This is a genomic window from Bacillus sp. LR_5, assembly GCF_042709275.1.
The window spans coordinates 1-981 of the sequence record NZ_JAVAXX010000633.1; the positions used below are offsets into that span (position 1 = coordinate 1).

Consider the following 981-nt stretch of genomic DNA (forward strand, 5'->3'; position numbering starts at 1 on the left):
CTAGTGCCAAGCGGAGCTTCTACAGGTGAATACGAAGCAGTTGAGCTTCGTGACGGCGACAAAGACCGTTACCTTGGAAAAGGCGTGTTAACAGCTGTTAACAACGTAAACGAAATCATTTCTCCAGAGCTTCTAGGCTTTGATGTAACTGAACAAAACGCTATCGACCAGCTTTTAATCGAGCTTGACGGTACTGAAAACAAAGGCAAACTTGGTGCGAACGCAATCCTTGGCGTATCTATGGCTTGTGCGCGCGCTGCTGCTGATTTCTTACAGATTCCTCTTTATCAATACCTTGGAGGATTCAACTCAAAAACGCTTCCTGTACCGATGATGAACATCGTAAACGGCGGAGAGCATGCTGATAACAACGTGGATATTCAAGAATTCATGATCATGCCTGTAGGTGCCCCTAACTTCCGTGAAGCACTTCGCATGGGCGCTCAAATCTTCCACAGCCTGAAATCAGTTCTTTCTGCTAAAGGAATGAACACAGCTGTAGGTGATGAAGGCGGATTCGCTCCAAACCTTGGTTCTAACGAAGAAGCGCTTCAAACAATCGTTGAAGCAATCGAAAAAGCCGGCTTCAAACCTGGCGAAGAAGTGAAACTTGCTATGGATGCTGCATCTTCTGAGTTCTACAACAAAGAAGACGGCAAATACCATCTGTCTGGCGAAGGCGTTGTGAAAACATCTGCTGAAATGGTTGATTGGTACGAAGAAATGGTTTCTAAATACCCAATCATCTCTATCGAAGACGGACTTGACGAAAACGACTGGGAAGGCCACAAGCTTCTTACTGAGCGTCTTGGCAAAAAAGTTCAGCTTGTTGGTGATGACCTCTTCGTTACAAACACGAAAAAACTTGCTGAAGGTATCAAAAACGGCGTAGGCAACTCTATCCTGATCAAAGTAAACCAAATCGGTACATTGACTGAAACTTTCGATGCGATCGAAATGGCGAAACGCGCAGGCTACACT

General features: G+C 45.3%; 1 protein-coding gene. It reads left to right on the forward strand.

Annotated elements, in window-relative coordinates:
- Window positions 1-981, forward strand: a 981-nt coding sequence (gene eno / locus RAC86_RS39120) for a phosphopyruvate hydratase (protein ID WP_377886999.1), incomplete at both ends; no start/stop codon positions are given.